Raw genomic sequence first — 26,820 nt, 5'->3', positions numbered from 1 at the left:
TATATTTGTGGCTATGGGCTTTATTCTTTTTATTTCTCCTCCTGTGAAAGAGCACCACCCGCTGTACATTCTTCTAAAGCTTGCAATGCAAATCTCGCTTTTGGATATGTGATTGAGCAACCACACCCATTTCGAGGATTTCCATGATTCGTCGATGGTTGCCCAGGTATTTTAGCAGCCTTCCATTGATAGCAAATGCATTCATCGCAGCGGCTGACTGTTGACATGGCTAATCCCGTAATGGTGTACTTACCCTAATTGGCGTTTAAATTGTTTACTGGCGAAGAAGTAAGCGATGACCATGATGCCGACACACCAGGCAACCGCAATCCAGATACCGTTGCCTACAGACCCTTCATACAAGAGGGCACGAATCGTATTCACGATTGAAGTCACGGGCTGGTTCTCAGCGAACGCACGGACAATTTTAGGCATGGTTTCGGTGGGGACAAAGGCCGAACTAATAAACGGCAGGAATATCAGCGGGTACGAGTAGGCTGTCGCCCCTTCCATAGACTTCGCTGTCAATCCGGGAATGACCGCTAGCCATGTCAGTGCCAGCGTAAACAGCCCGAGTATCCCAGCTACCGCGAGCCAATCCAGGATATCAGCGCTGGAACGGAAGCCCATCAAGAGGGCGACAAGGATAACCACCACGACAGTAAGTGCATTGGAAACAAGCGAGGTCAACACGTGAGCCCATAATACCGACGAGCGCTTGATGGGCATGGTAATGAAACGTGCCATCAGCCCGCTCTTTACATCCGTAAACAGTCGCAATGAAGTGTAAGCTACGCCTGATGCGATTGCCATAAGCAATATTCCCGGCAATAAATAATTGACGTAGTTGTCCGTTCCTGTCTCTATAGCTCCGCCAAATACGTAGACAAACAACAGCATCATCATAATTGGCGTAATCGCCACCGTGATAATCGTATCCGGGCTGCGCATGATGTTGCGCATTAAACGTCCCAGTAATACTCCTGTTTTACTTTTCATTTACATCTCCTCCTTTTTGCCGATAATCGCGAGGAAAATTTCCTCCAATGTCGGCTGCTTCTCGATGTACTCCACCTTCGCTGGCGGGAACATCGCTTTGAGTTCGGTAAGGGTACCAGTCGTGATAATTTTTCCGCCATGCAAGATGGCAATGCGGTCCGCCAGTTGTTCAGCTTCCTCCAGGTACTGGGTCGTCAGCAAGATGGTCGTGCCGCCGCCGGCAAGCTCCTTGACCGTATCCCAGACTTCAATTCGCGCTTCAGGGTCAAGCCCTGTCGTCGGTTCGTCGAGGAAAATAACTGCTGGCGTCCCAATCAGGCTCATGGCGATGTCAAGCCGGCGCTTCATCCCGCCAGAATACTGATCCGCTCGGCGGTTGGCCGCATCGGTCAGGCTGAATTTTGCAAGCAAATGGTCGGCGACTTGAGCGGGATTGGTAACTCCCCGCAACTTGGCAATCATCATCAGGTTTTCCCGCCCGGTTAGCATGCCGTCTAAAGCAGCAAACTGCCCTGTCAGGCTGATGCTCTGGCGAACATGATCTGGTTGACGATGGACGTCAAATCCGCAAATACCTACTTCGCCGCCATCGGGCTTCATCAGTGTCGAGAGGATGTTGACCGTCGTCGTCTTGCCCGCTCCATTTGAGCCCAGCAGCGCAAAAATTTCACCACGACGCACCTCAAAATCCACCCCCTTTAAGACTTCCTTGTCTTTAAACGATTTTTTTAACCCTTTTACAGAAATCGCTACATTGCTCATACTTTTTCCTCCTTATAAAATGCTCAGCAAGGCCGCTTGCGAGATCCGTCATTATCCGGTCGAGCGCCCTGGGAGCTAGATTGTCTATACCCTCTATTAAGTGTGACTGATAACCTGTATAACTTAGTACGTAGTTAAAAATATAACTGAATAACCAAGGTGACAATTCATTTTTATAACCAGCTATTCAGTCTGTATTTTCTATTGAATTTATTTTTTTTCAAACCGCTTCATAATACTCTGATTCAAATCTTCACGATACTTGGCAACATAGGTTTTAGCGTTTGCCACTAGTTCATCGGCAAAGGACGCCACGTCCTCCCCTGTGATTTCCAGCACTTGTCTGCCTTCCGCCGCACCGGCTTCGAACAACTCGATTAATTCATACTGCATGTGCAGCATATCCATTCCGTTGCCCGCAGAGAAATTCCACATATAGTTTTGGATTTTCTTAAATACAAACTGGTAGTCCTCTGGCAAGGCTTCAACCCGTGCCATCATCATCTTATACTCTTTTTTATCACCAATCATTTTTTTGAACATTTCCATCATGGTATTTTTCCTCCTTTTTTATAAAGCTGAATAAGACACTCCAAAAATATCTTATGAAACTAGGTTGACTTCAAGACGTTGATTTTTTTTGATAAAAAATCCCATTTTTCCCAAAATAATTCAAGTTCCTGACGACCAGCCTCATTAAGTGAGTAAAATTTGCGGGGGGGCCCCATATCTGACGGTTTCTTTTCTATACTCACTAGTTTTTTCTTTTCTAATCGCACGAGGATGGTGTAGACAGTCCCTTCCACGACTTCGGTAAATCCAAGCTCGTTCAGGCGGCGAGTAATCTCGTAGCCATAGGTTTCATGGCGGCTGATGATTTCCAGCACACAGCCTTCCAGCGACCCCTTCAGCATCTCAGTTAAATTTTCCATGTGTAGAGCCTCCTCTATTATGTCTGACTTGTATTCAGTATAACATAGTACTGAAAGAAATTTTTACTGAATAGCTTTTGGGAAATCACGCTATTAAGTATTGCTTATTACAAGTACATCGTATTACTAAGTAGAAGAAATGTCAACTGTTTTTCTTAAAAATAGTTCAATACCCATATTAACGGTTATGCCACAGCCCTCACAATTTGATACGGTAGCTATTTCGTTTATAGGAAATAAATAGTAAAAAGGTTTAGGGAAATATTCACACTAATTCCTCCACTAGTAATGGATAAATTTTTGGAACTGACCCTTTGCGGTCGAACCATATCGTCAAACAATGAAGAATCTTCCTAAAGAATATCCACCAGTTGAATTGATTAAGTACGAACACAGTAAACCTCACCAAAAGACAAAATGAGATCAAGAACAGTTAATGTGTTCTCAGCTTGTGGAGATACCCTTTGGTTTATTCTGTATAAGCTTTTTACATAACATTATTACTTCGACGACGATTTCAGCTAATGGTCGAGTGATATGGATCGAGTTCTTGTAAGCGTAGTCCAAGAAACCAACGACAAGCAATGTTCATTTTGATTTCTTTTTTTCAAGTTGCCTTTCTGAACGAATTCCATAAGGAAGGGCGGCCTTTATCTGTTAAGGAAGTACATTTTCAAGAATATTTATGATTTTTCGGAGTAAATGGTCTTCTGGGACAGGATCTTCAATCGATACAAATTTCTATTTAATTCTTGAATTTTTTCTAGTGTGAAGTAATGTATGCACCCACTTTTGATTTGATACTAAATCTGGTCAGGATAAATACTCTTGTTAATCCCAGCTTGCTTTGAGACTCTATTAATGACATACCACATTTAAGAAATACTTATTCGAAGTGGGAGTCACTCAGGAACAAATAATGCTACATCCGTATCATTGTGCAACTATCGCTAAATATATTTTTAGCAGCTCGGTAGAAATCCCTTTATTTTACAGATATCTCCAAAACAACGAATGAGTAATGATAACTGAATATCCTATGCTTTTAATGTTTAGCCAGAGTAGCCTTGAATCTGTTTATCGGATCTATTTAATTGCCATGCCTTTGAGAAATTCATAATTATTTCCCTATACTAGATCCTTATTTGAGATTTAATTAACGTTAGCCCCCAATAGCTTAAGTACTCTTTTTCACAAACTCTATAACATTTTCAGTTATTTCAGAAATGCCGCCCCAAATTAGTCCATTACAAAAGGCTGGCAATATGCCAGCCTGATTGGTTGTCGATGACCGAGGAAAAAGAAAAAAATTTTCCTATTACTTTTTTTCAAGTTTTCTTTCTAGCAATTCTACTCGTTCCTTTAAGGAGTATAATTCCTTTGCTAACTCTGCGTCATTATATTGTTTTGACTTTATTGCATACTTATAGATTTGGTTTAACCCCCAGTACATCATTAAAAAGCATATTCCTAGTATGAATAAGATAATTAAGATACCTAATACACTTTTAAAAATACATTTCATCTCCTTCTATTTATACTCATCTAAAATGTACGACTTAACATCAAAAAATGTTTCACTTATCTGCCTCATTTATAGTATATGAAAATTACTTTTTCTTAATTTTTTTTACGGCATACAGAAGTAATTGTTTCAATTTATTCCTTATTTAGGATACTGCCCTATAGCAACATAACAAAAAGACTTCCCTTTATTTAAAGAAGTCCATATAGTTCAATAGAGTTTCTATTTAAACGCTGTAAGATTTCTCTTCATAAGCGATGCAATTTGTATATTGTCTTGTTGATGAGTATCTTCTAGATGCTTGATAATTAATTTTTGTCGTTCAACCGGATGATTTTGACTTAATTTAGCTTTTGCTTCAATTTTTGTGATTTTTAGTTTGAAAGCTACAATTCCTTTACTCATTCCCTCTATAAAACTAGATTCAACGTTATCTAAATTGTATATGCTATCAATGGATTCGTATTTATTTACCAAATCATCTAAAGAATTGTATATTACCTTTTTATCTTCGACAATTTCCATCTTTCCATATATATGAATAGATACATAATTCCAAGTAGGTACTGCTTTAGTAGTTTCGTACCAAGTTGGAGAAATATAACAGTGAGGACCTTGAAAAACCGCAAGTATCTGCTGGTCATCCATATATTTCCATTGTTCATTCGGACGTGCAAAATGACCAAATAGAGCATTTTTAGATTCATTTAACATTAATGGAAGGTGTGTAGCATATGGTTCACCATTATGTTGAGAAAAAACCGTTGCAAATCCATTTTTTTCGATAAAATCATATATCACTTCTTCATCATCAATTTTAAAATATTTTGGGATATACATAGTTATCCACCTTTCAATTTTTAGTCATGATAAGATCTATCTGCTCTTCATTCCCCATATAAAAAGAATAAGATCCAGTTTGGACAAATCCCAATTTGTGATAAAAAACAATGGCGTTATTAAATAGTTCTATATATATTTTCCTATCTTTATTTAAAAAGAAATAATTTACATATTATTAAAAATATTATAACAGAAAGGTGTTACAGTTATATTAATAAAAACCAAATATTAGAGGAGGATTCACATGGGAAAATTTATGAAATTATCAAGCTTGGCCTTACTAGCTTTTGTTTTATTATTTTCATTTGATTCTTCGAAGGCATTATCTATATCGTTACCGGTATCACAGGCTATTCAACAGCAAAATAATTCAATTAAAACTGTTGAAGGTTATATAGTTGGTAAACCGGTCTCATCAACATCTGTCATTACAAATAATTATCCAGATGATTATTCTTTGGCTATTGCAGATTCAAGTATGGAAACAAACACTTCAAATATGCTTTATGTTCAGCTTCCGTCCCAGTTTCGCTCACAATTTGGTCTAAAAAGCAACCCTGAGTTAAAGGGTGAAAAAATTAAGGTAACTGGAAATCTAACAGCCTATTATTCACATCCCGGCTTAAAAAACACGACTGAAATGATTCTTCTCTCATCAGATGGTGAAACAGGTGATGGCAGTGACGAAGGTGGCTATACAGGATCGTATTATGATCCAGCCATTGGGAAATCAGGTGAGGAATTAAAAGCAGCTTTGCATAATATTATTGATGATCATACTGAAATTTCTTATAGTAGCGTTTGGGAGGCCTTGAAACAAACAGATGCAGATCCTAATAACTCAAATAACGTTATTTTACTTTATACGGGTAGATCACAAAGTAAATCATCAAACGGTTCAGGTGTAGATAATTGGAATAGAGAACATGTATGGGCAAAATCCCATGGTAATTTCGGAACTGCAATGGGACCTGGAACTGATTTACATCATCTTCGACCGACAGATGTTTCGGTAAATAGCTCACGTGGAAATAAAGATTTTGATAATGGAGGATCCCCTCAAGGTGAGGCTCCTGATACATTTACGGATAACGATTCATGGGAACCCCATGATGAAGTCAAAGGCGATGTAGCTCGAATGATCTTTTATATGGATGTTCGTTATGAAGGAGATCGTGGTGAACTAGATTTAGAGGTAAATAACGTTGTGAATAATGGCACAACTCCATATCACGGCAAGCTTTCGACCCTTATACAATGGCATCATCAAGATCCAGTAGATAACTTTGAGAGACAAAGAAATGAAAGCATTTACAACGATTATCAGCATAATCGAAATCCATTTATTGATCACCCCGAGTGGGTTGAGGCCATTTGGAACTAAAAATAAAGAAAGAGTAAAGATGAACAATTATTCTTTACTCTTTTTCTATTTAAATGAGCAATTGTAACTACTTAAAGAAATATCCGAAAACACTATGGCAATGAAAAATATCGTAAAATCATTTGAGCACTGTTTGCGACTTTCGTTTTTTATCTTACATAAAAGAACAACAGGAACACAAAAGCCCAAGAGCTCCGAATAATTGTTTAAATGATAAATATTAAATTTTTGACTTTCTTATAACAAGCTCTGCAAATAATAAATTAATGGTAAAAGCAGACAAGACAGCAATTGAATAAGAAACACCATAAAGTCTTAATATCTTTTGATTATCTCACAATATCAGAACTTATGTCGGTAACCCATGCTTTGTTCAACTAACCTGCCCCGTTTGAGACATAAGAAAAAGCGAACCTTCTTTATCAAGAAACGCCCCCAGGTGTTTAATCATTTTCACTTCAGAAAGAAACCTAATTAATTTGAATTACTTTTTTGATTTAGAGGAAAGACAACGTCCGATAAGGTTTGCAGAGACAGGTTTTCTTCCCAATTCTCTTGCCCAAATCGATAATTGTCCTATATGGTGAATTTCATGAGCGATAGCATGTCGCACCACTTCACCCCAAGTATCAGTTACAACACTTCCATCTGGCAGGGTATCGTAAAATAAATTGTTTTCCATACTAGCATTCCAGTTGTTCACAAAGTTCTCGACTTCTAAATGAAAATCTTTATCCAATTTCCGAATCTTGTTCAAGCTTTTATAATTATCGAAGCTCTCCTGAAAGTCGGTTTTACCCTGTAAGAGACGTATCCAACTCCACTCTACATCAACAATATGAAAAAAGTATGTAAAATACTTCCCATTCCACCTGTTCGGTTTTGTAATAGTTCTTCTTCACTTAAATCTTCACACCAACGATACCAATCTTCTCTTACCGCCCAGTTATATCTAAACAGCGTTTCCAATAAAACCCCTCCACAATAAAAATAATTAAAGAACTTATCTAGTATTATCTATTTCAACAAATAAATAATATATCCAACTAACCCGCCGCGTTTGTCCCATAAAAAAGTTGCTACCATTATTGTGCAGCAACCATAAAAATACTTTTTATTTAGTTCCATTTCTTCACAATCTTTTAATTACAAAAAGAAAATAGTAGATATTAATCGAGATATTTCTTAATCGGTCAATCATTTTGTGCCAAAAGCCATTTATATAATAATTAATCTGAAAATAGTACCCATTTTCCATTTCTGCGTTTTCATTATCAAAAATGGGTGGTTTTTTCTGTCTCAAAGAAACGTCTTAAAATAGTCTTCCACTCAAACTCTTAAATTCGAGCCTCACAAAATTGAGGGATGGCTGCGATAACTTTGTTTTAGAAGCTATTTTACCAGCATAGTGGATTTTTGGTAATCGGCTTCAGCCTCTTTTTTCACTTTTTCACAAAATTTTATGACGACTTTATCACCTGCAAAAAATAAAAAAAGTTTGAGGAACGCTCTTAATGGCCGATTTGTGCAAGTGTATGTAAACTGTGTTTTCTTATCGTTGATTTTACTTAATTCATACTTTGCGGTAATTTCGAACATCTTAGCTAATGTGAAACCAACTTTAAGGTTCTTTTGGTCAGGAGTATTGAGGTATTCTAGCGTTTCGACATCATATTCTTCAATTCTTTTACCTTCTTTATATCTTTGACGGTATACACTTCCAACCACTTCTTCAGTTACTTTGACTGGTTTGTTTTCCAGAACCTCCGGCATAATCCTTTGCATATTCTCCAGTGATCCATCTAAAAAGTTCCATACGTAATCAATAGGAGCATCAATTTCAATTTCCTTTATCCATTGTTTCAACTTAAATCACCTCGAAATTTTTTGAATGTATTCATATTATTTCTATTTTAATCAGAGAAGATACTTTTAGCTAGTAAAGAGAAAAAATCGGCATATGAAAGGACCGATGCTTAATGTTTTGTTTTTTTAATTACCATAAAATGTCGACCCCATTTTAATGTTAGTAATACCAATTAGACAAAATACCTAAAAACCCTTGTTTCTTGTTCAACTAAACTTCCACTTTAGTTGCATAGGAAAAAAACAAATTCAAAAATTGATTTTGGTTTAACATTCAACTCTCTAAATTCCCTTCACCTAAAAAGACAAAAAGAGTGCAAAAGAACATTATGGATCTTTGAACGAAATAAAAAAGACCCTTCTATATTCTATTATGATGTTGAGTTAGAACTTGAAGAGAAGATAGCTGAATCATTTGATGATTTCATCTCAAGACTCTATCGTAATCCAGAGCAACCTTATTCAGCAAATACATTATTCCCGGAGGATAAAACAACATTTACTTACAAAGAAGGCGAGGCTGTTTTTTCTGGAGATAATGTAAGAGAAATATGTTTTGCTCTCGAACATTTTATTAATTTCAAAAGTGATTCCAATTGGTTGCTGTTACAAATCAAAAAATTAGCTAAAAATGAAGATGAAACAATTGTACAAGAAGCTTCTGAAGTATTATATAGAATTGTTGACGAACGCTTAAATGAACAAAATATAAACAAGCAATTAATTTCTGAAATTACAGAACTATTAAAAGCTAATTTTTATTCTTCTGTTAAAAATTATTCGAAAAAAATTGAAAGATTATTGAATGAAAAAAGATCCTAAAGGTAGTGACCAAAAAGTTACACCGTTTTGAAAAATGGATGAATTTCATATGAAACGTTGAGCTCACCTTCTTTATAATATTTTTTAATCAAACTTTTGGGGTGTACCATGAAAAAAGGTTTTAGAAAATACTTCCTATATTTCATCGACACATAGCATGACACTACCTAATGAGTTACTTAAGTCTTCAAATACTGTACATTTTAGCAGAGCTAATGCATCGCTAAGAGCTAAGTTTTCTCCCGTGCAACAAAGGGATATTCTTGCAGGAAACCGCCAAGAAATTATACATGGCATCATCATCAAAACAGAGGTAGAATGGAGTTAGTAAACAAAGAAATTCATAAAAATACAGGTCATACGGGCGGAAGAGCCATTTGGGGAACTAATTAATAATCAAAGCTAGTCAATGATAGAATTTTATTCAGTCTGACATTTGTGAAGCAACAAGGATTACAACGTTATACAGCATATTTTGCTAGTCTTACAGATTAATTTAATATAATTGTAAACCTTCCTAGTGCTATAGGAAGGTTTTTTTGTGTTATCACCTAAACTATATATATCTTGGAAGATTATATAGATGTTCATATGAAGTAATTGGAGCATGAGATTTTCAATACTATGTTATACCGATAAATCGCATTATCCCTAGCTATCTATTCTACTGATTTATTCCTTTAGCTTTAGCTGCCTGAATACCTTCAGCCTGTCTATTTTTTGCTGTCAATACGTTCCTTTTCGAAATGGCTGCTAGCACAGTTAAAATGACTTTTTGGATGGCTTGCTTAATTAAATTTAAAATAGTTTATAAAAGTATAAAATAAAATCTCATTGCCGAAATACAGCAACGAGATTTACTAACTTATGCACCTAAATGCTTATTTTTCACCAATGAACTTAGCACATCACAAACAATTCTAGTTCCCATTAGTGCCGTTTGATTATTATGGTCATATGGGGGGCTTACTTCCACGACTTCTAGACCTGCTAATCCTTTTTCTGCTAGCTTTTTAACCAAACGAAGAACTTCTCGTGGTAAAAATCCACCCGGCTCAGGCCATCCAGTTCCCATCGAAATGCCACTGTCGATACAATCGACATCTATTGTGAGGTATACTGCTTCTACACCATCAGCCCATGCTTTCTCTAAGGCAATTTCAGCAATGCGATCGATGCCTAGTTCATCAACATCATCCATTGTTAATACTGTATTTCCTCTCTCTTTTGCAGCAAGTGCCCCTTTAACATCGTTTTGCCAGCCACCAATACCGATGTGAACAATGTTTTTAGGATCTACATTCGGTAAATTGCTTGCGTGGAATAATGGCGTGTCGTGCATGCGTTCATCCATTTCCTTTTCTTGCATATCTAAATGGCGATCCAATTGAATGACACCGACTTTTCCTTCGGTTGCTTCAGCTAGTCCTTTAATTGTACCGTACGCGATTGAATGATCTCCCCCAAGAACAACAGGGAATGTTCCATTATTCACAATATGGCTTACAGCCTTACTTAACTGATCAAATTGCTTTTCTAAATTGTGTACGGAATAGATGTCACCGATATCAGCCATCTTAATGTGTTCTTTCAAATCAATACCTGCTTCAAAATGATACGTTTGGTACAATTTTGAAATGTTTCGCATTGCTTCAGGACCGAATCGTGTACCTGGTCTAAAGGTTGTTCCTGCATCAAAAGGGGCACCAACAAAAGCAACATCTACTTCTCCAACCTTAGAAACATCTTCAAGATATGTGCTTCTTAAAAATGTCGCTAATCCTGCGTATGATGGATGTTCACCACGAACAAACGTAGTAATATTTTCATCAGTAACACTTTCAGAAGCAGGAAGTCCCATTTCTATCTCTTTCACTTTCCTTTTCTCTTTTTCTGTAGTAGAGATTTGCGCCGCAAGTTCGAGCGCTTTTTGACCATTTGTGTTCATCTCTGACACTCCTTTAAGTTTTTTATATATAAAAAAGCCCGAGAAATACCACTTAACGTGATATCTCCCGGGCTTTTATCCCTCCGTGGCACAGTAGTGTTAAACACTGCGAGTTTCCTCTCGGACCAGACCAAACAAAATATGCGGAACCCTAGGAAACATTTTTATTCGGTTAGTAATTAGATTCCCATTTCTTTAAAACATAAACCAATTTCTTTTAAAAAGTAGGATTAGCTGTCGCCAAATAGCCAACGTGAAAGGTAAAAATGCCATTTGGCTAGGTGTTTGATGCTTAAACCTGAAATAGACTTCCCTGAGTTATTTTGATGAATATATTAAATATTATGCTCCGGTCAAGTTTGTTACAGCAAACTTGGCCGTTTTCAAATTTAAGTAAGTAAGTGGAGCCACTGTTGCAAGTAAAGAAAATCTGAAAAAAGACAAGGATGATACTTTTTTTTTATCTATAAAAATTGTTTGTAAAAGTATACAATTAATAAATATAACAATATTGTAAGTTTGTCGCTAATCCTTGAGCGACGAAAAAAAAGGGGTCTTTCTTCCTAATGACGGCTGAAAAAAAGGGATCGCAAACCCCGCCTGCGATTAATAAAATCGGGGCTTGTAAAAAAGAAGCCAGGGATAACTCTAAGTAGTTCGGTTATGAAGTAGAAAATGTCAATTCACAAGTAAAATAACGATTTAAATCACATATTTTCAGTCAAGTAAATCGCATAAGAAAATGCAGAGGTTTTAGCATCCTCTGTGTTTTTTCGCTTTATTAATAATTATTCTAACAATCGTACCCGTTAATTGAATAACTGCAAACCAAGTTATTTATAAATCATATGCGAAAGCACCCTGTTCATTCTTTATAAAATCCCTTTTATTACTAACTACATTTGTGTAATCAATCTCAAAAAAGTAAGCAGCTTTGCTTAGAATATCATAAAAGAAAGGAACAAATTCTAAATCTTTAAATACAAATATTTCTATTTGTTTATCGTTGTTTCGATAAGCCTCAAATATGCGATGATTCCCATTGATACAATAAGGTTTATTATCAGTTAAATAATGACTTTGTAATACCATTACAGGATTTTTATGATTTGGTTTTATTTTGTTTGGATCTTTATTTATGTTACCCTGGTCAACAGAATTAATAATGCTCGATGGAGAAACTTTGACTGGTTTAAAGTTGTTTTCTTTTATGAAGGAAATAGCACCGTCTATATCTAAAGCATATTCAAAAACCCCAGTTGGGAACTCTGCGTATAATGAAAATGTCTCTTGACCAATCGGGTGAATCACTGGGTAGGTTTCATTGATTAGTGTTTGATTTAAAATCTCCGTCCATTTCAAGGAAAGTTTAGCTCCATAACTACTCTTATTTTCCATTTCTTGAATTCGTGAAATAAAGTGTTTAGAGGGTTGGAACTTTTGGGATTCACTTTCATAAAATTTAATTTTACTTTCCATTCTTTAACTCCTTGTGTCAAATAACTATTATTATTTTAGTTTCCTAAATTCAGGTGTTTCCATAAGTTTTCCGAAAAACTCACTTTTGGCTTCCCTATACTTATCCATTTCTTTCCCTTCGTAATTCCTCTTTATATCATCATATTCCTTTCGATATTTATCATTAATTAACAAAACTTCTCTGAATTTCCAGAAGAAATCAACTTCTGAGTTAATCACAGTTAATTGCACTCCAAGAGCAGGAACGGTTGAATTATCTTTAAATGCCCTGAAACAATCCGTTTTTGAACTACCCTCATTAAGTTCATATAACGCTTCAAGGGTTTGAACTGCGATTGGAAATTGTTCCAGTGTAACACGCACTTGTATATCAAGATCGCCTTTTGTAAGACTATTGGGTATGGCTGAACTTCCAACGTGTTGGACATCAGCAAATGGCAAACGTTCGTTTATTATTTTTTTGTGTAACAAGTATGCGTTTTCCACTTTTTCGTAACAAAGATTGTTTTCAAAAAAATTAACTTGTTCCATATTAAGCCTCCTTAATCACCATTTTCTTCAACTAATCTGTCCTCGTTCGTTAATATATGCACACCCATCATTAATCTCATATAACAATTTTAACATAAAATTCCATAAACATTCTAAATATTCAATAAAAGAAGAAAAAAAAATAAACCAATCATTCTTCGCTTGATTTAACTTAAATAGATAATGTCATTCCAATTAAACTCTTTATCAGTGATGCCAAGTCGTATTCCAAAATAATTCCACTAATATACTCTTAGGAGAATTTAGTCTTTTTAAAACCTCATGTTAATAGTTTATAAAGGTATACTTTTACAAACTATATATTTGTTTTAAAAATGAAATCGATAGTGATTAGGAAATTTATTGAATAATAAATATATAGCTAAAATGTCAAAATTCCTAAAGTTATTATATTTATAGATTGGATTAAAGCAGAAACATCCTAAAAAAAGACTGATATCCACAAGGTATCAGACTTTTTTTAGGTAAAATAAAATTTTTAAAATTGTAAAATTAACTGAATTCATCATTTTGGAGGAAAAAATTAAAGACGGGGGTTTATCCCGTCTTTTTTTCATTATGTGAGGAAGAATGATGTTATATCTTAATTAGGTGCTCAGTTCTTATAAAAATCGATTACGTTTTGTCTCTAAAGATGTAATCTATGACAAACAATAAAACACAACCGATTGCAATAAAGATGGACAAAAATGTTCTAAAATCCATATCCCAATATCTGATAATTTGATGGAATGTTTAAATCTAAGGTTTTACATATCCATATATTAATACTACCGGCTCCACCTTATTTACCATGATTGTATACGTTTGGTTAACAGGCACAACTTTTTTTGTAGGAATTTACATACTGTTCAAAATAAAAAAGACTGCAACCGCAGCCTTTTTATTTTTATTCAAACGTATATTCAACTGTTTGCTCGCCAGTAATATCATCGTAAGTATCAGCATTCATTGTGTTACCAAAAACCAATTTAACTTTGTTAATGTCTTCATCCTTAACCACAAATGTATCTGTAAAGTCCTTCTTAACTTTACCAATAAACTCTGAATCCATGTCTGCATCATCTACATAAAAATCTTTCAACTGACCGTCAATTTGCTCTCCTTTGTCAGTGATGATGTTCATTAAGTCATACCATTCAATATTTTGTTCTTCGGTGTTTTCAGCAGAGTATGTAATTTGAAGGTATGAAAATCCTTTCTCCAAGACAGCTGCATCCCCATCCATTGACCAAGCAACTTCTTCTGCAAAAGTTGGATCAACGTCTGTTAACTTAATTAACTTAATATCATTTACTGTAATCTTTAAAGGTGCAACGTCTACTGTTTCATTAACCTTTGCAATTTTAAGTAGTTCCGCATTGAAATGGTCACTTTCTGCTGCTTGGCCAGGTTCTTCTAGGATTGTGTTACCGGCTTCATCCTTCTTAGGTTCAGAAGCATTTTTAGCTTTTTGTTCTGCTGCTTTTGGTTCCTCTTTTGGTTCATCCGTTGTGCCTGTTTCTTCAGAAGAACAACCAGCCAAGATTCCACCAGCTAATAAGCCAGTAGCTAACAATTTTGCAAATTTACTCATTTTCTAATATCCCCCACTTTAGTTAAATATTACTTTATAATCATACCATTTTACCGAGAAAATAGGTCCATAAGCGAACAAAAATTTTATGGAAATTTCTGTGTATTTTTCCATTTTATATAGCTCAATAGCATGTCTCATGCATGCATGTTTCTTGTGATACCTTTTAGGTCGCCCACCATAAGACCTTTCGCTTTTTCTACTACATTTCATTAGGCAGCTTCTCTTTTAAATGTGTAATGATAATAAAGTTATTTAATTTTGAAGCTAAAAAACGCATTACACCGTCTGCAAATTTGGACGGTGTAAAAATAAAGGTGCTTAATATTTTATACTTTTAGGACAATAAAGATAAATATAGACTTTTCATTTATAAAAGCTTAATACTTTATTTATAAACGTTTACAAAAATAATATACTTTTAAGGATTTTATGTATAATAATGGTAATTTTCATAGAATAAAAATTGAGTATTAAGGAGAATTTATAGTGGTTAGAATGGCTTACGTTAGAGTTAGTTTTAAAGATCAAAACGAAGGAAGACAAGTATTAAAAATGAAAGAGTTAGGTGTTGAAGACCGTTTCATTTTTATAGATAAGGCATCAGGGAGAAACTTTGACAGACCAAATTATAAGACATTGAAAAATTTTATACGAGAAGGAGACCTAATCTATTTTGATTCACTTGACAGACTTGGCAGAGATTATGATGGCATCATTGAAGAATGGAAAGATATAACTCGGAATCTTAAAGCAGATATTGTAGTACTTGATAATGAAGAATTGTTTGATAGTAGAAAAATTAGAAGTATGGGTGACTTAGGAAAAATGCTTGAAGACCAATTCCTAAGTTTATTAGCCTATGAGCCGAACAAGAAAGAAAAAAAATAAAGCAAAGGCAAGCCGAAGGAATAGCCTTAGCCAGATCTCAGGGAAAGAAATTAGGTAGGCCACAAATAAACTATTCTAACTTAACTTCTGAAATTGAACTATCCGATAATAAAGGGATTAATTTAAACTTTAAATACAAGCCTTGCTACATATTGATTGAAGCAAGGCTCTTTACATTTATCTTTTTTTAGTTGTCATTACACTCTTAAGTCAATAATAATTTTATTTATTTCTTATTTAACTAAAGCCCCCGATAGTTTAAGTACACTTTTTCACAAACTCTATAACATTTTTAATTAATACAGGAATGCTAACCTACCCCAATTTAGTCCGTTACACAAGGTCTAGGCAATAAGTAAATGTGGATTTGAAAGAAAGATGTACCGTTTATAAAAAAGATGTACCGTTTTGAAGAAAGTTATACCATTTATAAAAAAGTTGCATCGTTTTATCCTTTTGGATGGTATAATTATTTAGTATTTTTAATTAGAAGGAAGTGAATTTCATGAGTGAATTAGAAAAAATTAAACTCGTGAAGCCACCATTTCCCAAGCTACGATGTTTTTCTTTCAAACCTATAATTATCTAGGAGAGGATTATTTTGAAGAAAAACATCGGAAACAAAACACCTAGCTTATTATTACTGATTGTATTAGTAGGCTTCCCACAAATTAGTGAAACTATTTTTAGCCCATCATTACCTTCTATCGCAGAAGCGTTTAAAACTTCTATGAGTGATGCACAGCTTACGATGAGCGTGTACTTTATCGCTTTTGCCTTTGGGGTATTTTTCTTTGGGCGTATATCCGATAAAATCGGTCGTCGCAAGGCAATGCTTTATGGGCTGTTTTTATATTTTATTGGTAACGTACTTTGTTTAGTAGCAAATGAAATGGCGGTTTTATTAGTTGCACGCTTTATTCAAGCGTTTGGTGCAAGTGTTGGCTCTGTCGTGACACAAACAATTTTACGCGAAAGCTTTACTGGTGTTGAGCGTCATAAATTGTTTGCTCAAATTTCAGCTGCCCTTGCCTTCACACCAGCCATTGGCCCATTAATCGGTGGCTTTTCCGATTATTATTTTGGCTTTGAAATTGTATTTTGGGTGTTAGTTGCTATGAGCGTTATTGTATTTTGCTATACGTTTTTACGCTTACCTGAAACAGCGCCTGCTGCAATCGAAGTAAAGCCCCTATTGCCAATAGTAAAGCGCATGATGACAAATGCCCGTCTATGGCGCTATGGCGTATTAATTGGCGGTATTAACGGTGTATTATTTAGCTATTATACCGAAGCACCATTTATTTTCACGCAATATTTTACACTAACAAGTGCGATGTATGGTTTTTTAGGCATTATCGTTGCACTCGCTTCTATTGCAGGTGCGATGCTATCTAAACGACTCGTGAGCCACACAAAACCTGAGAAGATTATCGTATGCGGCTTAGCCATTATGCTCATAGGTACATTGCTCGCTACATCGGTGCATTTCTTACCGATTTCATTCCAAATGCCACTCGTGATTGTTAGTGTGTTCATTATTTTATTTGGTACAGGTACTGCTTTACCCAACTGTTTAAGCTTAGCGCTCGTTGACTTTCAAGATGTCGTTGGTTCTGCGGGTGCGATATTTAGCTTAGGTTATTATTTACTCGTCAGTGCTACAACCTATGGTATGAGCGTTTTTCATAACGGAACTATCCTTGCGATGCCACTATATTTTTTAGCTTTAGGGGTTGTTATGTTTTTAATAAGCTTACCCTTACTTTATAAAAAGGATGCGATGTTTTGAATAATGTCGTGATGCTTTAAAAAAGTTACACCATTTTAAAAGAAGATAAACTCTTGATCTTCACGCTACGTAATAGGAGTCACTATATCATTTATTAGCCAAGTTGAAAATAAACTTTAGACACCTCGAAAGTGATTAAACTATTTTATAAAAACTAAACTTAAATCTGCTGGGTAAGAATCCATTTTGATCAATCTTTTTTTCAAAATGGATTCTTTTTATTTATCGTAGAATGTGGGCTTTCGTGTTATTTTTGATCAACGAACTTTCTTTTAAAGCTACAACTAATTAAAAAAGAAAGCTCTACCCATATTTCGGTAGAGCTTCTACATTATATCTTTACATAAACACAACTATTATTCGAACCTTTCGTTCCTTTCACTTTCAAAACTTAGTTCCCACTTCTTTATATCTTCAATTTCTTTATACAGCTCTATCTCCTTATTTTCGGCCCAATCCATAATAACTGGATTTTCATGAGTTTTTAAAATGGTTATTAGACCCATCCTTTCTTGCATCATTTTAGCAAGGGAACCACTCCAAGAATTTGGCCTAAAGGAGGTTTTAAATCTGTTTAGAATTTCAACAGGCTTTTTTGAATCTTTTATAATTTCATTTGCTAGAGAAGACCATTCAAAACCTCCTGTTTTTTCATTTCTATAATTGGGGATAATTACAGAACTAATTATAGGAAACCTAGTATCTGGGTTCACATTACACCATCTCAAGATAATTTTAGGTTCAATATTTTTTAAAGAATTTATTCCTTCATTAAAGACATGCTTTAACCTATAGCTAATTTCCTCTCTATCTAAAAAACAATCCATGAAGACTAGAGGTTGAATTGAGGCTAAAGAGTATAAGGTATTATTATATTCTCTTGGAGATAATTCATAATTTTCAATGGCTAAAATAATTTTTTTACATAATTTCTTAGCATTTTCTTTTCCATTATCTCCATTAAAACTTACTTTAATAATATTTGATATCTCATAATCTAAAGAATGGATACGGTTCGAGTAATTGAAGTTTAATAACAATGTTTGTCCTAAGTTAACAATTATTTCACTTTGTCTTTTATCCTGATGTCCGTGAAGTCTCCTATTCATTATATCAATTGAAACCGTGTCACCTTCAGGTTTTTGAGAAATAACTTCCAAAAACCCACAAAAATCATTATCACTAATTGAGTCAAGGTATCTTCCATAGCTTAAATACTTGTATTGCCATATAGGAGCTATATCGATAATTAGTGATTTGATAATTCTGTCTATACCTTTTGAATCAACTCCTATACTTACTTGGAGATAAGGATATGCTTTTCCGAGTATTTCGTCAATAACAACCGAGTCTAACAATCTATCAACAAGCTCATTATCATAGGTAGATATTCCTTGTAAAATCCCTCTTAGTAATTGATAATTCCTTTTATTTTCGTCAATTAGTAGTATGTGCTCTCTAATCTTCCTCCACAATAACTCAGGTAATAACTCCTGAAGAAGTTGATCATTAGATCCTATCTCATTTCCTAGTGACTCTGAGGTATTTTCTGCATTAATATATGCACTATCGTCATGCTCCTCAACATCCTCTAGGTCCAATGTACTCCTACTATTAGAAGTGCATATAGTCTTGCTCTTTCAATAAGTGTTTTTGGTTCCAAGTTCTCAGCCAAGGTATTTAGTCTCGTTAAGTCCTCTCTATCCATTTTAGTTCCATCAAACCTAATTGTGGTTTTTACCGCTAGCCATCCCTCTCTCCAGGCTTCCTTTTCTCTAATACTTTCTGATGCAATTTCAAGAATTTCAAACATTCTAGCCTTCACCCATAAACCTCTGAACTTTTCAGCCAATAGAGATTTAGCTATATAAGAATACGATGAATCAGATATCGCTAACGAAACAGTATATTCAATAAATATCTTATACCAGTTTTCCACTTGTTCTCGACTTGTAGGTGAATATCCATAATCTCTTGAATGTGCACCAAACTCAAAACCATAATGCGAGCTAAAATGCCAAGCTTCTAATGCAGAACTTAGTAAAGAAATACCTAGTTCAACATGTTCTGCTATGTCTGACTCTGTTAACTTTTTAATAACAACTAATCGTTGCTCAGGGGTAGCGTGAGATATCGGTCTTATTTTTATCGACTATGTTTTTAAGTATTGGACCTACTAATGCTTCAGCTGCTACTATGAAAGACGTCCCAGGTTCTGCTGGTTGGAAGTACCGTGTTGAAGGACCCCACGTTGATGGAGTTAATAATGATTGGCATGTACATGTGGAAAAAGGAAAAGTTAAGGGAGCTGAAAGAGTTACAGGGGGGAAAAGTCATAAAAAAACCCTAGATTCAGCTGGTGTTCCTAAATCTGTACAAAAAAATGTAAAGAAAACAGCTGATTTTAAAAAGGGATTAGAGAAACAAGAAAAATTAGATAAAGAACGTAAAAAAGTCAATAAATTGTCTTGGAATCAGATAATAGCAAAACCTTCAGTTTTGATAACAATGGCAGCTTTAGTAGGCTTAACAGTAGCAAAATTATTAACATTTCCTAAATTAATATTTGGATAGGAGGAAATTATGATATCACTTCATAGAATTTTAAAATTACGTGATTTAGAAATTTTTCATGTGTTAAAAGATGAAAATATCTTATCTTATGTAGTAATTGAAGATACTAGAAATCCATTTACAGAAGAAGATAAAAAACTAGAACCATTATGTTATATGGACGAAGAAGATATTAACAAGATTTTAAATGTTTTTAGGATTTCATTAATTAATGATGAAAAATTAAATGAAGAAGATTCAATTTTGCTAAGATCATACTTTGCAGATTTTGTTAATAACACAAATTTGACAAACTTTATTATTAAAGAATACATTCAAGAAGATTTGTATGATAATGAAGACAATATAGAATCTTTTAATAAAATTCTAGCAAATATAGGTTCAAGCTATATTATTGAAGAATTTGATGAAAGAAATTGGATTTATTTATCTCAAGATTAAAATATAAAAAGCTATAAACTTTTAAAAGTTTATAGCTTTTTATATTTTAATACTGCTTTGAAGGAATTTTTATTTTTGAGGTAGCACCATCCATATATCGGATTTCCCACGCTAAGGATAAAAGCCTTGATATATAAGGTGGCCCCTAAAATGTTCATTTGAAGGACTTCGTATAGGGGTAACGTCAATGGCGAGACCCCAATTAGGTAATAACGAACATTCCAAACATTAACATGTCCTGTACCATCCTTCTTATGATACACAGCCAAGTAAAGAAGATATAAGTGTAACTAAAAGGATTGCTGTAGAAAAAAATAAAGTGTTAGAATTGATATGTTGGTCCCACGCGGTTTTTCGAATTATAAACCGTCAGAGCTCGTAAAAAAAGTATTAGACTAGTCCCAACTGTAAAAACAGCGTCAGCCTTGGACGAGAAAATAAAGTCCTAGACTGACGCTGTTTTTATTGAGCTAACGTTTCCCGTTAGCTTAATGAATTAGCGGACGAAAATTGATTAGATACATACCTAATCGGTATTCGGACCATGTTCTTTTCCATTACGGTAATCGGGACAAGAACTTGTACCGATAAAACAAAAAAGTCGCTATATTAGCAACTTCAGGACTATGTTCTTATCCCCCGACATGAGTTCAATACCATGAGGCTCACACACCTAGATAATACTATCAATTGGAAATATAGTAATGTTAGCTTAATGAAAAAGGAGCAGCTTCCAAGAGGTAAACTGCTCCATGCTGTTTTCAACTAACGTTAATAGTTCAATCTAGAATGGTGTGTAATTAGTTTACTGATGAATGTATTCTCTGTTCATCGGGGAGATATTGCATCCCCCATTTGCACATTTCTTCAAGAATCGGCATGAGAGTTTTACCCCTTGGAGTTAGAGAATATTCCACTTTTGGTGGTGTTTGTGAGTACTGCACCCGTTTGACAATACCGCTTTCTTCTAGTTCTTTCAATTGAGAACTCAACACCTTATGAGTGATACCTAAAATACTCCTCTTGAGTTCACCGTAGCGTAAAACTTTTTGGCATGCTATTTGATACATGATTTTCATCTTCCACTTTCCGCCCAAAACGGTTAACGTGTAGTCAAATGGAGTTAGGTGGTTATGTTTTCCACTAAGTTCGGTATAATTGGTCATCAAGATCACTTCCCTAAATGTAAGTACGCACTTCAAAGTGCGTACTTTATTATTCTTAAAGCACGTGACTATACTTAATAGAGCAAATGAATTAATTAACGAAAGGATAATACTTATTATGCCAGGATATGACTCACTTCATTTTACTAAAACCGATTTAAACGAACAAGAAATGTATAAGTTAATGATTGGTTCGGTTGTGCCTAGACCAATCGCGTGGGTTTCCTCTAAAAGTAAAGAAGGGTTTCTTAATTTAGCTCCCTTTAGTTTTTTTACTATTGCCTCTCGCAACCCACCGACATTGCTACTTTCTATTGGACCCGGTGTAGGAGAGAGGGCTGGTACAATCAAGGATACACTTACCAATATTCGTGAGGTTGGTGAGTTTGTCATTAATATGGTATCTGAATCTTTAGGAGAAGCAATGCAGCGTTCGTCTGCCAATCTCGAGCCACAAAGGAATGAGTTTGAGCTTGCCGGTGTCACGCCTAAAATCTGCAAAAAAGTCGATGTGCCCGCGGTGCTCGAAGCACCAATCGCTTTTGAGCTAAAGCTGGATCGAATTATTCCTGTCGGCGAGGATCATCTGATTCTTGGAACAGTAGAACACGTGCAGTTGGATCCTTCGGTATATGCAGGAGATTATAGAATAGAAATTAATAAATGGAATCCTTTAGCGAGCTTAGCTGGTGACTTTTCTGGGCTCACACCTACATTTTCAATCGGCCCAGACAATAGTAAGAATCAGATCTGATATCGACATGAACTTTACTTTGCCATGATTCGAAGCAAAAATTGTGATAACCTGTAGCTTAATAAAATAGATGTAAAATTCAGTTAGATTTTTAACTAATCGGCAATCGGAACAAGAACTTGTTCCGATAAAATCTCACCTCACAACTCCATCTTATTAAACTAAACTGCCACGATAGTTCCATAAGAAAAAGATAATACAGATACAGTTAACTTCATTTGAGTAAAAGACACTTCTTAATCGCTAAGAAGTGTCTTTAAAAAATTATTTCTACTGGCCTTTATATATTTTTTTTTGATTTAGCAGCTCACTTGAATTTTGTTGGAAAAATATTTTTAGTAATGGTGGAGCAATTAAGGTAGTTAGTATAATTGAAAAAATAATTGTTGTGTAATATTCTTGACGAAGGAGTCCGCTCTGTAGTCCTGTTGCAGCAATAATTAATGCGACTTCACCTCTTGAAACCATCCCAGATCCAATAGCTAGTGATGATTTATAACTATTCCCAGTGAGCCTAGCCCCGACTGCACCACCGAAAAGTTTTGTCAAAACTGCTACAATTGTTAATAGAATTAAAATCCAAATTTGATTCATTACTCCATCAAAAGAAACATTTAATCCTATGCTGACAAAGAAAATAGGAACAAATACAGCATAAGAAATTGGTTCAATTCTCTTTTCAATTGTGTGTTTAAATGCTGTTTGTGAAATAGCCAATCCAGCTGCAAAGGCGCCAATAATCCCCGCCATTCCTAACATTTCACCAAAGTAAGCGAATGCAAAGCAGATAATCAAACTAATGGAAATAACTGGTTCAGTAATCTTTAGCTTAGAGTACCATTCTAAAACTTTTGGGACAACCAACCAACCGACTATAAAGACAACTGCAAAAAAGAGCCCTTTCTTTGCAATTAATAAACCTATTGACGATCCTCCACTATCTCCTGTTCCAAAGAAACTCAATATCACTGCAAACAGTATAACAACTAAAACATCGTCAATAACAGCAGCTCCTAATATAGTTGCAGATTCCTTAGTATCCATTTTATTTAACTCTTTCAAAACTTGAACCGTAATGCTAACAGAAGTAGCACTAAATAATACCCCTAAAAATAATGATTGAGAAAAACCTAAATCGAAAAGTTCCCCTACTAAAAAGACCCCAGAGAAAGGAAGAATTATACCAGCAAGAGCAACTGCAAAGGCAGGTTTCCAGTTTTTCCTTAATTGATCTAAATCAGTTTCAAGTCCTGCCATAAACATCAAGAGCAGTACGCCGATTTCTGCAAATTGTTGAATAAGTGGTCCATCATTAACCCATCCAAGTAATGCTGGTCCTAGTACAATACCAACAAGTAATTTTCCCAGGACTGCAGGTTGCTTTAATAATACTGATAAGTGGCCAGCGACCTTTGTAAATAATAAAACGATTATCATTGATAATATAAAATCCATCTTTAATTTCTCCTGTTATTTTATTACCTAATACAATTATTACCATAAGTTTCGAATATGCTCTCAGCTCGTTTTATAGCTCTATTTTCTATGAGAATATAAAATAGTGATAGTTTAATTTCATCCTAGTTAGTTTTATTCTACTTTTTTACTGAGATAGATAGAATCAAAAAGTTGGAACATCGTTAAGACTAAAAGTGCCAACAACATTTTCTTTTAAAAGCATTGGACTGTCCGAATACTACCAGTAAATTTCTGTACTTATACCTTGCCAAAAAACAAACCAAGATTCAGATATTCTCTCATCAAGACGTTCTGGATCACCGTATAATTGTTCAGCAAGTAATCCATTTAACATTGTAATGAATGCTACTGTGGCTGTTTTTGGATTAACATTTGAATGTAGCACATCAGATTTTTGATAAAATAGTGTCCTGAAAATATATTCAAGTTCAAAAATATATTTATCTGTTCCCTTCTTTGTAATTTTATTTTTTCAAGTTGTACCGGAGGGAAAAATGAAGTTCTCAAGAAGAAACTGGTATTTCTTTCGTTTTTACAATTATCTAAATATTTATTCAAAAAGCTAAACAAAGCTGTTTTTAGTGGTTTTGTTTTATTTTCGGAAATAAATTTTTTTATAAATAAGATTTCACATTCCACAGCATCATTAAAGGTACTAATAAAAAGTTCTTCTTTGCTTTTAAAATGTGTATATATGGACGGTTTTTTTATACCAACCTCTTTTGCTATTAAGGTTAAAGATCCACCTTCATAACCATGAAGAGCAAAATGAATGAGGGCTACTTTTTTTAATTGTTTATCAGTCATACCCCATCTACTTTCACCACTTATTTTTTTCACGTAAATCAAAAGAGCAAGTAATTAGAGAAAGTTCTTAAAATTTGCAGCTTGATCTAGACTCTAAATGATCACTAAAGAATATTTAAATACGGTTTCATTTTCCGCTTAATAAAACAAGACTTCCCCTTATTTAAAGGAAGTCTCCTAAAATGGAACAAGCATTACACTAAATTTCAACGATGTTAGCTTGATAGCCATGAGGTAGTGCCTCTTAAATAAAAAATTAAAACAAAATTATGTTCATATAATCTACAAATGTTTGTTAATGGTCTTGGCTCACTTTATGGGACATATAAACCATTGTTAACATGCAGAAAATAAATGCCTGAATACTACCGAGAAATACTGAGAATCCAAGCCATGCTAATGTTGGCAGAACCGCAACAAGTGTGCCAGCAACTCCTGTAGCAAGTGAACCTACCAATAGGGAAAGTAAGATCTCTTTTGCATAAAGGTTACCGTAAAGACGAAGACCTAACGTCAATGTGTTGGCAAATTCCTCGATGATTTTTAACGGGAATAAGAACCACATTGGTTTGGCAAAGTCTTTAAAATATCCTTTTAAGCCCTTCACCCTTATGCCATAGTAATGTGAAAGACCAACTACCATCGCAGCCAAAGTTAATGTAATTACGGGATCAGCTGTTGGTGATTTCCACCATAGAGTATCACCATAGACGATTGCGAATGGAAGTCCTAGCATGTTTGAAACGAACACATACATGAGAAGGGTAATCCCTAAAACGTGGAATCTCCCTCCATCTTTCCAAGCCATGTTGCTCTTAATTATGTTTCTAACAAAATCCATGATCCATTCAAAAAAATTCTGCATTCCTGTAGGTTTCATCGCCAGACGGCGTGTGGAAATTACAGCAATTAAGAATACGATAGCACTAGACACAGTAATCATTAACATATTAGACAAGTTAAAAGTTAACCCCATAAATTCTACCAACGGTGCTTTGTGATGCATATTTTCACCTCCTTTCTATTTTTAACCGAATTCATTTTTTTGTGTTGGTGTTACTATCTGACGATTTCCAGTAACTCATTTTGGTCTATTTATCACTGATTAAATAGTTACAATTCTCAAACCAACAACAGCTATAATTATTAACGCTAAAAATACGATTCTTTTAACATCTTTTGAATCATTATAGAAAACCATTCCCACAACAGCGCTACCTACTGTTCCCATACCAGTCCAAACCGCATAAGCGACTCCTAAAGGGATACTTTCCATGGCTACTCCTAACAAAAACAGGCTAATGCTAAAACCAAAAATGATAAAAATTATTCCACTTACTGTATTACCTTTAGTATATTTTTGAATACCATTAACACCTATCACTTCAAGGATACCTGCAAGAATAAGAATCACCCAACTCATTACTTACCTGCCCCCTTTACTTCTTTCTTTTCAACAGTCACCATTTTTAATCCAATTACACCTACTAATAAGAGTGCAACAAACAGGATGGCACCTATATTTAGGGATGTTCCAAAAAATATTACATCAACAATTACTGTACCCACAGTACCTAGCCCAACAAATACCGCATAGACAGTACTAGTCGGCAACTTGACTGATGATACAATCAATAAGCTAAAGCTAACAACAATACCAATAATCGTTAATGTCCATGTCATAGGATCATTTGCATATTTTAATCCGGTTGCCCACCCAATTTCAAACAGTGCAGCAATGACTACTAGTAACCACATAAATCAAAACACCTCTTTCAAATATTTTTTATATTGTCCCTAGGAGGATTGATAAAAATACAAAAAAAGCCCGGGAAATACCACAAATATTTGTGATATCTCCCGGGCTTTTATCCCTCCGTGAACAAAGCTTAAATGCTTTGCGCTTTCTCTCGGACCAGACCTTGTAAAAAAGCGGAACCCTAGAAAGCTTATATTCATTAGAATAAAACAAAAATCACTTAAAATCAAGAATTTTCTACTATTACCAATTTATCGTACAATATAAGCGATTTAGGGATGTTCCTTGATGCTAATTCAAAGGATGATAGTACTTACTTACTTTGGAGCTTCGTACAGCTAAAATACTAACAATAAAAAATGTGTCTTAATTGTCCTTATGTCGCTAACCTGCCACCTTTCGTATTATAAGGTCAATCAGATATGAAAATATTTCTGGTTGACCATTTTTTATATGGTCTTATTATAAC

The 26,820-nt window shown here is 34.8% G+C and carries 25 protein-coding genes, 5 pseudogenes and 2 riboswitches; of the genes and pseudogenes, 8 read left to right on the top strand and 22 right to left on the bottom strand.

Annotated elements, in window-relative coordinates; all coding sequences use genetic code 11:
• Nucleotides 1-29 precede the first annotated feature (29 nt).
• The 8 genes and pseudogenes from CWS20_RS06765 to CWS20_RS27925 all read right to left on the bottom strand — a co-directional run.
• The gene (locus tag CWS20_RS06765; protein WP_066192574.1) at nt 30-227 is read right to left on the bottom strand and encodes a hypothetical protein; all 198 of its coding nucleotides are present in this window, start codon (nt 225-227) and stop codon (nt 30-32) included.
• A gap of 22 nt (nt 228-249) precedes the next feature.
• Complete coding sequence (locus CWS20_RS06760) at nt 250-999, bottom strand: ABC transporter permease (RefSeq protein ID WP_066192572.1); 750 nt, start codon at nt 997-999, stop codon at nt 250-252.
• A complete protein-coding gene (locus CWS20_RS06755; RefSeq protein WP_066192570.1) occupies nt 1,000-1,761 on the bottom strand; it encodes an ABC transporter ATP-binding protein in 762 nt (253 codons plus the stop codon). It lies immediately after the preceding gene.
• Between the two features lie 210 nt (nt 1,762-1,971).
• Nucleotides 1,972-2,313, bottom strand: a complete 342-nt coding sequence (locus CWS20_RS06750; protein ID WP_066192568.1) for a DUF1048 domain-containing protein — start codon at nt 2,311-2,313, stop codon at nt 1,972-1,974.
• Between the two features lie 59 nt (nt 2,314-2,372).
• The gene (locus CWS20_RS06745; RefSeq protein WP_066192566.1) at nt 2,373-2,693 is read right to left on the bottom strand and encodes a PadR family transcriptional regulator; all 321 of its coding nucleotides are present in this window, start codon (nt 2,691-2,693) and stop codon (nt 2,373-2,375) included.
• A gap of 520 nt (nt 2,694-3,213) precedes the next feature.
• A pseudogene (locus tag CWS20_RS28325) lies at nt 3,214-3,329 on the bottom strand (transposase); the annotation flags it as partial.
• A gap of 1,111 nt (nt 3,330-4,440) precedes the next feature.
• Nucleotides 4,441-5,058: an FMN-binding negative transcriptional regulator gene (locus CWS20_RS06740; protein ID WP_066192564.1), complete on the bottom strand. Its 618-nt coding sequence runs from the start codon at nt 5,056-5,058 to the stop codon at nt 4,441-4,443.
• A gap of 13 nt (nt 5,059-5,071) precedes the next feature.
• Nucleotides 5,072-5,176: pseudogene (locus tag CWS20_RS27925) on the bottom strand (GNAT family N-acetyltransferase); the annotation flags it as partial.
• A 129-nt stretch (nt 5,177-5,305) separates the two neighbouring features.
• Here CWS20_RS27925 and CWS20_RS06735 point away from each other — a divergent pair.
• Entirely contained in the window at nt 5,306-6,445 is a 1,140-nt protein-coding gene (locus tag CWS20_RS06735; protein ID WP_101226253.1) for an endonuclease, read from the top strand.
• A gap of 484 nt (nt 6,446-6,929) precedes the next feature.
• On the opposite strand, the pseudogene CWS20_RS06730 reads toward CWS20_RS06735, so the two are convergent.
• Both CWS20_RS06730 and CWS20_RS06725 read right to left on the bottom strand, forming a co-directional pair.
• Nucleotides 6,930-7,414 (bottom strand): annotated as a pseudogene (locus tag CWS20_RS06730) (DinB family protein).
• 423 nt (nt 7,415-7,837) lie between these two features.
• Nucleotides 7,838-8,311 (bottom strand): SRPBCC family protein, encoded by a 474-nt coding sequence (locus CWS20_RS06725; protein ID WP_066192562.1) that lies wholly within the window; start codon nt 8,309-8,311, stop codon nt 7,838-7,840.
• Between the two features lie 228 nt (nt 8,312-8,539).
• On the opposite strand from CWS20_RS06725, the gene CWS20_RS06720 reads away from it, so the two are divergent.
• Both CWS20_RS06720 and CWS20_RS28925 read left to right on the top strand, forming a co-directional pair.
• On the top strand, nt 8,540-9,133 hold the full coding sequence (locus CWS20_RS06720; RefSeq protein WP_066192560.1) for a hypothetical protein: 594 nt from the start codon (nt 8,540-8,542) through the stop codon (nt 9,131-9,133).
• Between the two features lie 279 nt (nt 9,134-9,412).
• A pseudogene (locus tag CWS20_RS28925) lies at nt 9,413-9,526 on the top strand (HNH endonuclease); the annotation flags it as partial.
• A 472-nt stretch (nt 9,527-9,998) separates the two neighbouring features.
• Here CWS20_RS28925 and CWS20_RS06710 read toward each other — a convergent pair.
• The 4 genes from CWS20_RS06710 to CWS20_RS06695 all read right to left on the bottom strand — a co-directional run bounded on the left by CWS20_RS06710 (nt 9,999) and on the right by CWS20_RS06695 (nt 14,688).
• Nucleotides 9,999-11,081 (bottom strand): agmatinase family protein, encoded by a 1,083-nt coding sequence (locus CWS20_RS06710; protein WP_066192558.1) that lies wholly within the window; start codon nt 11,079-11,081, stop codon nt 9,999-10,001.
• Between the two features lie 62 nt (nt 11,082-11,143).
• Nucleotides 11,144-11,247, bottom strand: a riboswitch (guanidine-I (ykkC/yxkD leader).
• Nucleotides 11,248-11,918: 671 nt separating this feature from the next.
• A complete protein-coding gene (locus CWS20_RS06705) occupies nt 11,919-12,560 on the bottom strand; it encodes a hypothetical protein (RefSeq protein WP_066192557.1) in 642 nt (213 codons plus the stop codon).
• A 30-nt stretch (nt 12,561-12,590) separates the two neighbouring features.
• Nucleotides 12,591-13,091, bottom strand: a complete 501-nt coding sequence (locus CWS20_RS06700) for a GrpB family protein (RefSeq protein ID WP_066192555.1) — start codon at nt 13,089-13,091, stop codon at nt 12,591-12,593.
• Between the two features lie 910 nt (nt 13,092-14,001).
• A complete protein-coding gene (locus tag CWS20_RS06695; RefSeq protein WP_066192553.1) occupies nt 14,002-14,688 on the bottom strand; it encodes a hypothetical protein in 687 nt (228 codons plus the stop codon).
• Between the two features lie 498 nt (nt 14,689-15,186).
• Here CWS20_RS06695 and CWS20_RS06685 point away from each other — a divergent pair.
• Both CWS20_RS06685 and CWS20_RS06680 read left to right on the top strand, forming a co-directional pair.
• Nucleotides 15,187-15,671 (top strand): annotated as a pseudogene (locus CWS20_RS06685) (recombinase family protein); the annotation flags it as partial.
• Between the two features lie 509 nt (nt 15,672-16,180).
• Entirely contained in the window at nt 16,181-17,371 is a 1,191-nt protein-coding gene (locus tag CWS20_RS06680) for a multidrug effflux MFS transporter (protein WP_066192550.1), read from the top strand.
• Nucleotides 17,372-17,727: 356 nt separating this feature from the next.
• On the opposite strand, the gene CWS20_RS06675 is transcribed toward CWS20_RS06680, so the two are convergent.
• Together CWS20_RS06675 and CWS20_RS27710 are read right to left on the bottom strand one after the other, a co-directional pair.
• Complete coding sequence (locus tag CWS20_RS06675) at nt 17,728-18,972, bottom strand: hypothetical protein (protein ID WP_066192548.1); 1,245 nt, start codon at nt 18,970-18,972, stop codon at nt 17,728-17,730.
• Entirely contained in the window at nt 18,963-19,310 is a 348-nt protein-coding gene (locus CWS20_RS27710) for a hypothetical protein (protein ID WP_142385366.1), read from the bottom strand. Before CWS20_RS27710 ends, CWS20_RS06675 begins: the two co-directional genes overlap by 10 nt.
• Before the next feature lie 257 nt (nt 19,311-19,567).
• Between CWS20_RS27710 and CWS20_RS06665 the strand changes: the two genes are divergently transcribed.
• Nucleotides 19,568-19,945, top strand: a complete 378-nt coding sequence (locus CWS20_RS06665) for a hypothetical protein (RefSeq protein ID WP_142385365.1) — start codon at nt 19,568-19,570, stop codon at nt 19,943-19,945.
• 9 nt (nt 19,946-19,954) lie between these two features.
• Complete coding sequence (locus CWS20_RS06660) at nt 19,955-20,386, top strand: terpene synthase (protein WP_066192544.1); 432 nt, start codon at nt 19,955-19,957, stop codon at nt 20,384-20,386.
• Nucleotides 20,387-21,186: 800 nt separating this feature from the next.
• Here CWS20_RS06660 and CWS20_RS06655 read toward each other — a convergent pair.
• The gene (locus tag CWS20_RS06655; RefSeq protein WP_066192542.1) at nt 21,187-21,552 is read right to left on the bottom strand and encodes a winged helix-turn-helix transcriptional regulator; all 366 of its coding nucleotides are present in this window, start codon (nt 21,550-21,552) and stop codon (nt 21,187-21,189) included.
• A 118-nt stretch (nt 21,553-21,670) separates the two neighbouring features.
• On the opposite strand from CWS20_RS06655, the gene CWS20_RS06650 reads away from it, so the two are divergent.
• Nucleotides 21,671-22,306 carry a flavin reductase family protein gene (locus CWS20_RS06650; protein ID WP_066192541.1) on the top strand — a complete coding sequence of 212 codons (636 nt, stop codon included), beginning with the start codon at nt 21,671-21,673 and terminating at the stop codon, nt 22,304-22,306.
• 270 nt (nt 22,307-22,576) lie between these two features.
• Here the strand turns inward: CWS20_RS06650 and CWS20_RS06645 are convergent, their stop codons facing one another.
• The 5 genes from CWS20_RS06645 to CWS20_RS06625 form a co-directional block, all read right to left on the bottom strand.
• Entirely contained in the window at nt 22,577-23,761 is a 1,185-nt protein-coding gene (locus tag CWS20_RS06645; RefSeq protein WP_066192539.1) for a cation:proton antiporter, read from the bottom strand.
• A 369-nt stretch (nt 23,762-24,130) separates the two neighbouring features.
• The gene (locus tag CWS20_RS06640) at nt 24,131-24,592 is read right to left on the bottom strand and encodes a TetR/AcrR family transcriptional regulator (RefSeq protein WP_083957222.1); all 462 of its coding nucleotides are present in this window, start codon (nt 24,590-24,592) and stop codon (nt 24,131-24,133) included.
• A 295-nt stretch (nt 24,593-24,887) separates the two neighbouring features.
• Nucleotides 24,888-25,598, bottom strand: coding sequence for a F0F1 ATP synthase subunit A (gene atpB / locus CWS20_RS06635; protein ID WP_066192537.1), 711 nt, complete (start codon nt 25,596-25,598; stop codon nt 24,888-24,890).
• 99 nt (nt 25,599-25,697) lie between these two features.
• Complete coding sequence (locus CWS20_RS06630; protein WP_066192535.1) at nt 25,698-26,015, bottom strand: DMT family transporter; 318 nt, start codon at nt 26,013-26,015, stop codon at nt 25,698-25,700.
• Complete coding sequence (locus CWS20_RS06625; protein WP_066192533.1) at nt 26,015-26,350, bottom strand: DMT family transporter; 336 nt, start codon at nt 26,348-26,350, stop codon at nt 26,015-26,017. Before CWS20_RS06625 ends, CWS20_RS06630 begins: the two co-directional genes overlap by 1 nt.
• A 97-nt stretch (nt 26,351-26,447) precedes the next feature.
• Nucleotides 26,448-26,547: riboswitch (guanidine-I (ykkC/yxkD leader) on the bottom strand.
• Nucleotides 26,548-26,820 lie beyond the last annotated feature (273 nt).

The sequence above is a fragment of the Cytobacillus horneckiae genome (assembly GCF_002835735.1).
In the GTDB taxonomy this organism is placed as follows: Bacteria; Bacillota; Bacilli; order Bacillales; family Cytobacillaceae; genus Cytobacillus; species Cytobacillus horneckiae.
Note: the sequence above shows the minus strand (reverse complement) of the source record. Positions and strands in the feature narration are given on the sequence as shown.

Coding starts and splice junctions, on each gene's coding strand:
- CWS20_RS06765 (WP_066192574.1), bottom strand. CDS start 227: ATGTCAACAGTCAGCCGCTGCGATGAATGCATTTGCTATCAATGGAAG.
- CWS20_RS06760 (WP_066192572.1), bottom strand. CDS start 999: ATGAAAAGTAAAACAGGAGTATTACTGGGACGTTTAATGCGCAACATC.
- CWS20_RS06755 (WP_066192570.1), bottom strand. CDS start 1,761: ATGAGCAATGTAGCGATTTCTGTAAAAGGGTTAAAAAAATCGTTTAAA.
- CWS20_RS06750 (WP_066192568.1), bottom strand. CDS start 2,313: ATGATGGAAATGTTCAAAAAAATGATTGGTGATAAAAAAGAGTATAAG.
- CWS20_RS06745 (WP_066192566.1), bottom strand. CDS start 2,693: ATGGAAAATTTAACTGAGATGCTGAAGGGGTCGCTGGAAGGCTGTGTG.
- CWS20_RS06740 (WP_066192564.1), bottom strand. CDS start 5,058: ATGTATATCCCAAAATATTTTAAAATTGATGATGAAGAAGTGATATAT.
- CWS20_RS06735 (WP_101226253.1), top strand. CDS start 5,306: ATGGGAAAATTTATGAAATTATCAAGCTTGGCCTTACTAGCTTTTGTT.
- CWS20_RS06710 (WP_066192558.1), bottom strand. CDS start 11,081: ATGAACACAAATGGTCAAAAAGCGCTCGAACTTGCGGCGCAAATCTCT.
- CWS20_RS06705 (WP_066192557.1), bottom strand. CDS start 12,560: ATGGAAAGTAAAATTAAATTTTATGAAAGTGAATCCCAAAAGTTCCAA.
- CWS20_RS06700 (WP_066192555.1), bottom strand. CDS start 13,091: ATGGAACAAGTTAATTTTTTTGAAAACAATCTTTGTTACGAAAAAGTG.
- CWS20_RS06695 (WP_066192553.1), bottom strand. CDS start 14,688: ATGAGTAAATTTGCAAAATTGTTAGCTACTGGCTTATTAGCTGGTGGA.
- CWS20_RS06665 (WP_142385365.1), top strand. CDS start 19,568: ATGAAAGACGTCCCAGGTTCTGCTGGTTGGAAGTACCGTGTTGAAGGA.
- CWS20_RS06660 (WP_066192544.1), top strand. CDS start 19,955: ATGATATCACTTCATAGAATTTTAAAATTACGTGATTTAGAAATTTTT.
- CWS20_RS06655 (WP_066192542.1), bottom strand. CDS start 21,552: ATGACCAATTATACCGAACTTAGTGGAAAACATAACCACCTAACTCCA.
- CWS20_RS06650 (WP_066192541.1), top strand. CDS start 21,671: ATGCCAGGATATGACTCACTTCATTTTACTAAAACCGATTTAAACGAA.
- CWS20_RS06645 (WP_066192539.1), bottom strand. CDS start 23,761: ATGGATTTTATATTATCAATGATAATCGTTTTATTATTTACAAAGGTC.
- CWS20_RS06640 (WP_083957222.1), bottom strand. CDS start 24,592: ATGACTGATAAACAATTAAAAAAAGTAGCCCTCATTCATTTTGCTCTT.
- atpB (WP_066192537.1), bottom strand. CDS start 25,598: ATGCATCACAAAGCACCGTTGGTAGAATTTATGGGGTTAACTTTTAAC.
- CWS20_RS06630 (WP_066192535.1), bottom strand. CDS start 26,015: ATGAGTTGGGTGATTCTTATTCTTGCAGGTATCCTTGAAGTGATAGGT.
- CWS20_RS06625 (WP_066192533.1), bottom strand. CDS start 26,350: ATGTGGTTACTAGTAGTCATTGCTGCACTGTTTGAAATTGGGTGGGCA.